Origin of the sequence: Ferrimicrobium sp., assembly GCF_027319265.1 — a bacterium.
GTDB lineage: Bacteria > Actinomycetota > Acidimicrobiia > Acidimicrobiales > Acidimicrobiaceae > Ferrimicrobium.
In genome coordinates, this window is the sequence record NZ_DAHVNP010000016.1 from 1 (window position 1) to 6,225 (window position 6,225).

At 57.6% G+C, this 6,225-nt stretch carries 12 protein-coding genes; 9 read left to right on the forward strand and 3 right to left on the reverse strand.

Going from position 1 to position 6,225, the window contains the following annotated elements:
- Window positions 1-63 precede the first annotated feature (63 nt).
- The 7 genes from M7439_RS12925 (at window position 64) to M7439_RS01840 (ending at window position 3,284) form a co-directional block, all read left to right on the forward strand.
- Complete coding sequence (locus tag M7439_RS12925) at window positions 64-177, forward strand: tyrosine-protein phosphatase (protein ID WP_367185001.1); 114 nt, start codon at window positions 64-66, stop codon at window positions 175-177.
- 26 nt (window positions 178-203) lie between these two features.
- Window positions 204-668 carry a tyrosine-protein phosphatase gene (locus M7439_RS01815; RefSeq protein WP_298347407.1) on the forward strand — a complete coding sequence of 155 codons (465 nt, stop codon included), beginning with the start codon at window positions 204-206 and terminating at the stop codon, window positions 666-668.
- A 541-nt stretch (window positions 669-1,209) separates the two neighbouring features.
- Entirely contained in the window at window positions 1,210-1,419 is a 210-nt protein-coding gene (locus M7439_RS01820; RefSeq protein ID WP_298347408.1) for a type II toxin-antitoxin system CcdA family antitoxin, read from the forward strand.
- Window positions 1,420-1,430: 11 nt separating this feature from the next.
- On the forward strand, window positions 1,431-1,724 hold the full coding sequence (locus M7439_RS01825; RefSeq protein ID WP_298347461.1) for a type II toxin-antitoxin system PemK/MazF family toxin: 294 nt from the start codon (window positions 1,431-1,433) through the stop codon (window positions 1,722-1,724).
- 549 nt (window positions 1,725-2,273) lie between these two features.
- The gene (locus M7439_RS01830) at window positions 2,274-2,549 is read left to right on the forward strand and encodes a type II toxin-antitoxin system Phd/YefM family antitoxin (protein ID WP_298347409.1); all 276 of its coding nucleotides are present in this window, start codon (window positions 2,274-2,276) and stop codon (window positions 2,547-2,549) included.
- The gene (locus tag M7439_RS01835; RefSeq protein ID WP_298347410.1) at window positions 2,549-2,941 is read left to right on the forward strand and encodes a type II toxin-antitoxin system VapC family toxin; all 393 of its coding nucleotides are present in this window, start codon (window positions 2,549-2,551) and stop codon (window positions 2,939-2,941) included. Before M7439_RS01830 ends, M7439_RS01835 begins: the two co-directional genes overlap by 1 nt.
- Window positions 2,942-2,987: 46 nt before the next feature.
- Window positions 2,988-3,284 (forward strand): hypothetical protein, encoded by a 297-nt coding sequence (locus M7439_RS01840; RefSeq protein WP_298347411.1) that lies wholly within the window; start codon window positions 2,988-2,990, stop codon window positions 3,282-3,284.
- Window positions 3,285-3,700: 416 nt separating this feature from the next.
- Here M7439_RS01840 and M7439_RS01845 read toward each other — a convergent pair whose 3' ends face one another.
- The gene (locus tag M7439_RS01845; protein WP_366525232.1) at window positions 3,701-3,976 is read right to left on the reverse strand and encodes a hypothetical protein; all 276 of its coding nucleotides are present in this window, start codon (window positions 3,974-3,976) and stop codon (window positions 3,701-3,703) included.
- Between the two features lie 2 nt (window positions 3,977-3,978).
- A complete protein-coding gene (locus M7439_RS12930) occupies window positions 3,979-4,422 on the reverse strand; it encodes a transposase domain-containing protein (RefSeq protein WP_366525233.1) in 444 nt (147 codons plus the stop codon).
- A 123-nt stretch (window positions 4,423-4,545) separates the two neighbouring features.
- On the opposite strand from M7439_RS12930, the gene M7439_RS01850 reads away from it, so the two are divergent.
- Window positions 4,546-4,779 (forward strand): ribbon-helix-helix domain-containing protein, encoded by a 234-nt coding sequence (locus M7439_RS01850; RefSeq protein WP_298347413.1) that lies wholly within the window; start codon window positions 4,546-4,548, stop codon window positions 4,777-4,779.
- Window positions 4,766-5,113: a type II toxin-antitoxin system PemK/MazF family toxin gene (locus tag M7439_RS01855; protein WP_298347414.1), complete on the forward strand. Its 348-nt coding sequence runs from the start codon at window positions 4,766-4,768 to the stop codon at window positions 5,111-5,113. The genes M7439_RS01850 and M7439_RS01855 overlap by 14 nt, the downstream gene beginning before the upstream one ends.
- Window positions 5,114-5,559: 446 nt before the next feature.
- On the opposite strand, the gene M7439_RS01860 is transcribed toward M7439_RS01855, so the two are convergent.
- Window positions 5,560-5,949, reverse strand: coding sequence for a VOC family protein (locus M7439_RS01860; protein WP_298347415.1), 390 nt, complete (start codon window positions 5,947-5,949; stop codon window positions 5,560-5,562).
- Between the last annotated feature and the right edge of the window lie 276 nt (window positions 5,950-6,225).

Here is a 6,225-nt window from a genome sequence, read left to right on the forward strand (position 1 = left end):
CGACGACGCAACGGCAGCTTCACACCGAGGGGTGTCTTCTTTCGTTCTGAGAACGTGGACCGGGTGAGCGAAGCGGGCTGGGATCAGATCTGGGAAGCAGGGATACGTACAGTCGTTGATCTTCGCCAGCCGAGCGAAAGAGAAGCTGCGATGTTGGATCCCGGCCCGGTTGGCTGACAATACGACAGGTCGATCTAGATGGCTTGGACAACGAGGACTTCCGAAGCAACTACTGGGACAACGGGCTTAAGGGCACGGCGCTCTACTTCCTCCCTCATCTTCAGGCGATGCCAGAGCGCACCGGTGCGGCTCTGTCGGCAATCTTGAATGCTCCACCCGGTGGAGTAATGTTCCACTGCATGTCGGGACGGGATCGCACAGGCATGATCGCGATGCTGTTATTGAGAGCTGTCGATGTCGAAACTGAGGATATCGTTGACGACTACCTGGAGACTGTCCGTCTTGGCGGGTTGCGAGCAGTCTCCGAGAACCAAGACAACGGCGAGAACGCGAGGGAAGAGCTATGTCGCTCCCATGGCACCACGACCGAGAATGTCTTTCGCTCGGTGTTATCGCAACTGCAACTTCCCGCCGTTCTCACCTTGGCCGACCTGAGCGAACCCGACCTGCAAGCCCTGCGTAGTTGGCGGAACACGATCCAGCACTGACTTTCACAGCGGCTGTGGAGCCTAGAACATGGGTAGTGTCAGATGAGTTTGATGAGAAGGTCGTGGAGGACTGGATTGAGCGCCTCCCGTCCAAGCGATTACAGACCATCACACGAATGCAGATGAGTCGGATCCTAGAAGAGGCAGATCGGGAAGCGAGCCTGCAATACAGCCCGAACGTTCGCGCGTGGTCGATTGGCGTGATACTGATTGTGATACGGGATGGGTACCAATATGCTCTCGACGGGGAGCACCCGATGCTTTGCACTACCCATGAACTGCTGATACGGTTGTCCCGTGCCCCACGATTACTTGCGTACCCTAACCTTGGATCAGGAGGTTCCAGGTTCGAGCCCTGGCCCGCCAGCCATAAAAGCCCGGTTCAGGGCCGGTGTTCTCCCTGGAAGCGGGTGCCGATCGCGGTGGGTTCTAGTTCCATCACTATGATTTGCGTAACGATGCTCGTTAGTCGTCATCCATCACTGACTGTCACTTCGATACGCTATCATTGTTTGAGGTCGGTCGATGCTAGCATATGTGTGTGGCCCAAACAAGAACGACCTTCACGCTCGACGAGGAGCTGGCTAAGCTCGCTCGAGAACTCGGCATCAATATTTCTGCAGCTGCTCGTCAAGGAGTAACCGATGCAGTACGTGCCGCCCTGTTGCGAACTGACCGGGAATCTTATTTGAGGCAGCCGGAGTGTTCTGACACTGTCTGGACAGAGGTTGAAGCGTGGGGTGAGCCTTGAAACGTGGCGAGGTGTGGTTGGCCGAAGTTGGTCAGAAAAGGCGACCCGTGCTGCTGTTGACTCGATCCGAGGTACTCGACGCTCGTAGCCTCGTTACGGTGGCCGAGGTCACCACCTCCATCCGTGGTCTCGCTGCGGAAGTCGACATCAATCACGTCGAGGTCGGGTTGGATCGACCCTCGGTCATCAACTGTGATGGTCTCCACACCGTCGTTCAGGCATCGCTCACTGGTCCCGTTGGACAAGTTGACGACGACACCATGGGAAGGGTCTGCTCAGCGATCGGATACGCACTCGGCTGTTGAGGGGAGGGGCTGCGAGTGCAGGAAGATCTGATCTCTTTCCCGTGCATGCCTGTTCTCGATGGTACGAGGGGCGTCGTGACCAACCTGGTGGACAGCCTGCTGTGCCCGATCCACCTGTTATGGTGACTCGGCAGTTGTCTTTTGAAGTTAGGGCAACCCAGATCTTTTTGGGCTGACCCAAAACGGCACGCCTCGAGGTTGGTGCCCTGTTCACTCACTGCTGCGAGGAACGCTCAGTACGGTGCGGCGCAGTGCCGAGTGACCTCCATTCATCATCGTGAACGAGGTGAAGCACGACCTTTGGCATTGAGAACCCTATCTGTTGAAGACTAGGAGTCTCCAAGAAACTCGGGTTTACTTGGTGGGAGGAGCCCTTGCTGGTCTCGAAGACTCGACGATGGACTCCCGTAAATTCCCAGAACGGTCTGTCCTCAAGTAGTCATTCTCAGTTAGCGCATTCCAGATAACTGTTCGAAAGTTCTCTTTCCGCCTGGCTTCAGCACGCTGTCTATTGAGAACTGTCGCGAAATACATACTACAATGTAGAACATGAGCACCGTGGGCATTCGAGCACTCAAACAGAACGCTTCACAGGTGGTGGCCAGGGCCGCCTCCGGCGAAGTGATAACGATTACCGACCGAGGAAGACCGGTCGCCCAGCTGGTTCCTATCCCTGGGGGACACATTGCTGCTCTTGTCGCGGCAGGTCTGGCTCGCCCTGCGAAGGGCTCTCTCGCGGCTCTTGGCGCGCCTTCGGGGGCGCCACAATCAGAGTCACTGTTGTCAGAGACCGTAGCGACCATGCGCAACAGTGAACGTTACTGATGGCCTTTTACCTCGACACGTCTGCCGCGGCCAAGCTGGTCATGGTCGAACCTGATTCCCCGGCTATGGCACGCTGGGCCGCTGTCCACGAAAGTCAGGTGATCGCGAGTGACTTATTACGCACCGAACTCCTCCGGGCAACGAGACGCGCCGCTCCCGATCGGGTGCAGCGTGCCCGATCCGTGCTCGATGCTCTCACCTTGCTGAGTCTCACTTCGGCCACCTTCGAACGAGCGGCCATCCTTGATCCCCACGAGTTACGGAGTCTGGACGCCCTCCATATTGCTGTAGCACTGGAATTAGGCGATGAGCTTGACGGCATTGTGACCTATGACGAGCGCATGGCGGCAGCCGCTTCCTCTTACGGCATAGGGGTGATCATGCCAACGTGAGGACCGGTGTCTGGTATCGCAGGTAGCTCTTCTGGTCTCAAAACCTGTGGAAGGCCCCTCGGGGGTCCATCTTGAATGTGATCTCAAGCTCGCCATCTTTCTGTCCATTATCTACCACGTCGCTGACCAGGTCTTCACCTTCCCAGCCTCTTTGCGCGGTGGGACGTTATTGATCGGACGCCGCCCCGTGGCAGAATCGATCGCTGAAGCCATTTCCACCGAACAGATCACTGTCCTCTGGGGAGGATCTCCTGCCATGGCCAATGCTCTCGCCAAAGTGGTGGCGGCTGATGACCCGCAAAGAGGCCAGAAACGAAAGACTCAGTCGGGGTCGAGCTCTTGAGGCTCAACAGCACTGCTGAGCAGCTCTCGGATAGCGTAAGTACGCAAGCAGGTGGGCGTAGATCTCCCGGGTGACCGTGTCTGGTGATTTGGACCGAAAAACCGGCCAGCGCCTCGTCGATGGGTCTTTAGTTCGTCGAAGGCACTCTCCTCTTCCCATCGCTCACCATAGAGCGCAGCCAACTCGAGCGCGGGTGAGCGCTCCGGGTTGAGCAGGGTGGTGATGAGAAGGATCGGAGCGTCGCCTTTAGTGCAAGAAGGGCGTGCTCGACGACCCGGACGGTGATTGGTTTGCCCGGGTTACCCCTTGGCGGGCGAAGCGCCGACAGGTACGATCCATCCTTTAGGGATGTCGTCGCCGCACGAACCACGTTGGACCTGGTTTGCCAGCTCAGCACCGGCAGCTGCCACCCCTTGTCACAGGTGATAGCCGCTAAAACCCCGATCGACGAGGAGGCGCAGCTCATTGTTGAGCTTCTTAAACAACGAATGAGCCAAGGTGGTCTCTCCCGTAGAGCTTGCGCCGATCTCAGCAGCGATAATCGTGTGCGTTCCAGATTCAACGAGTGCTACCACCCGAGCCTGGAGGAAGGCCCCTTGCATCTCACCCCGGCTACTCTCTGTCCGACCGAAGTGCGCCGGGTTCGTCTTGGTGTCTGGTAGGTCAAACACGGTCCTGTCGATCACTACCAACCTTAAGCCCAGCCACCACCAGCCGGGCGAGGACTCGGTATCGTCGGTGAGGCAATCTGCTCAAACAACATCTTCATCACCTCACCACCGAACCTGGCGCGCGCCTGTCTCGGTGTCTTAGAGCTCGGCACTTGCCAGTCTCCTCGCCAGCGGGCCACATGCTTTGAGGCGCCGACCAGTAGCCGGGCAACCTCCTGATAGCCCTCATCAACCCACAGGCACATCGCAAGGGTGAACAACACGACCATCCGTGCTGGGAGCAACCGATGACGTTGCTCCGCCCTCCCAGCCCCCGGATTACCTTGTCGATGTGCGTTGACGGAAACATCGCGGCCAATACCCCGATGGCTATCCGATCCGTGAGATGCTCGCCATCGGAAATCTTGACCTGACCAGCTCTTGGTATGAACCAGGCTTGACGCGTGAAGGCCTTGACTAAGTGGTATTGCCTCTAACTGTCATTTACCCTGGCGCCTGCGCCCTGGAACACGGGGTTGTGGCCGATCCATGATTCGTGCCAGATCTGTATTTTGGTACTACCAAAGCCCTACCAATGGTAGTATCTGAGTATGAAGTTGAGTGTCAGCCTTCCTGACGATGATGTAGAGTTTCTTGATGCCTACGCCATCGAGCAAGGCATCGCGTCTCGCTCTGCTGTCTTACACCGGGCAGTGCGCCTCCTACGAGGCGCACAACTCGGGGCGGCCTACGAGGATGCCTTTGCCGAGTGGGAGAACGAAGGAGAAGCCGCAGCTTGGGAAGTGACGGTTGGGGACGGGCTCGGAACCAATGCTGCGGGGTGAGATCCGCTTGGTTGATCTTGACCCGATTAGAGGTGCCGAGGCCAACAAGCGTCGACCCGCAGTAATCGTCAGCAATGACGGAGCCAACATGATCGCAGATCGCCTGGGCCACGGAGTCGTGACACTCGTTCCCGTCACGACGAACACTACGCGCATCTACCCCTTCCAGGTTCTACTCCTGGCAACTGATACAGGACTCGAACGCGACTCAAAAGCCCAAGCCGAGCAGGTCCGAGCAGTGGCCGTCGAGCGTCTGGGCAATAGGATCGGAGTCGTGCCACCGGCGGTCATGGCAGACCTAGATGAAGCTCTGCGCCTCCACCTCGCCCTATAAGGCTGGCTTGACCCCGAACTCGTGCCGTCCTTCGACGGCGACCGTCCATTTAGTCGGTCTGGAGAAGCTTCTGGTGTCAGTGCACGCCAACCGTAGCCTTGGGAGCAGCGAACGGGCCAGCCCAGCAACGGTTACCACGAAGTCGTGAAGCTCTAGGGACCAAGCGTTTCTGTCGAACCCAGCTACGGCATCTAAGCCGCACACGCCGCCGCGTGATTGGCATAGTCGAGCGCAGTGGCATAGTCGAGCGCGATGGCGCCATCTCTGGCACGAACCTTCCTTCGTCGCTCACCCTGATCAAGGAAGGATCGATCACATCGCCGCCCCAGGACAACCCACCGTTTTCAACGCCAACCCTATGGCCTTGTTGAGTATCTCGTGGATGGTCGATCGAAGTTCCGATTCTTCTTGCCGATGGCAACAAAGCATGCGACAGACTCCGGAGGCTACGCTTTGGCCTCAAGCAACTCTTGAGCAGTCTTTCCTAGCAGACAGAACTCATTACCTTCCGGGTCCGCCAAGACAATCCAGCTCACATCTGGGCCCTGACCGATGTCAACGCGACGAGCACCAAGGCCCTCCAAGCGTGCCAGCTCCTCTTTGGTTGTTGTCCCATCTGCGCGCAGGTCAAGATGAAGTCGGTTCTTCCCCGACTTTAGATCAGGCACCTTCAGAAAATCAATCACCGGCAACGAGTGATCCGCTGAACCGATGCTCACATAATCGAACACCTCATCGTCTTCGATAACGTCCCATCCGAGCACTCGACACCAAAACTCCGCCAGGGGGTGTGGATTGTTCGCCCCGACTGCGCTATTGAATAGGCGACTGGACATTGCCCAAGCATATCGTGTTGCACCTGCGGCCATGTCCCATGGGTGAGGTAAACGCCCCTGCAAGACTACTCATTCTGACCTCTACCCCGACAGAGCAATCGTGATAAATCCTAGTAACGGGGGTCCAATTGCGTTGCTAGGATTCGTCGTATAGATGGCTGCCGAGACTCGGCGCCATCTAGGTAGAGGAGCGCTTATGCATCCAAGTTTGTTTGACTGCTGGTGGCGAGATGAGTCCGCCCTGACCCTTCAACATACTGAAGCCACCGCGGTGGC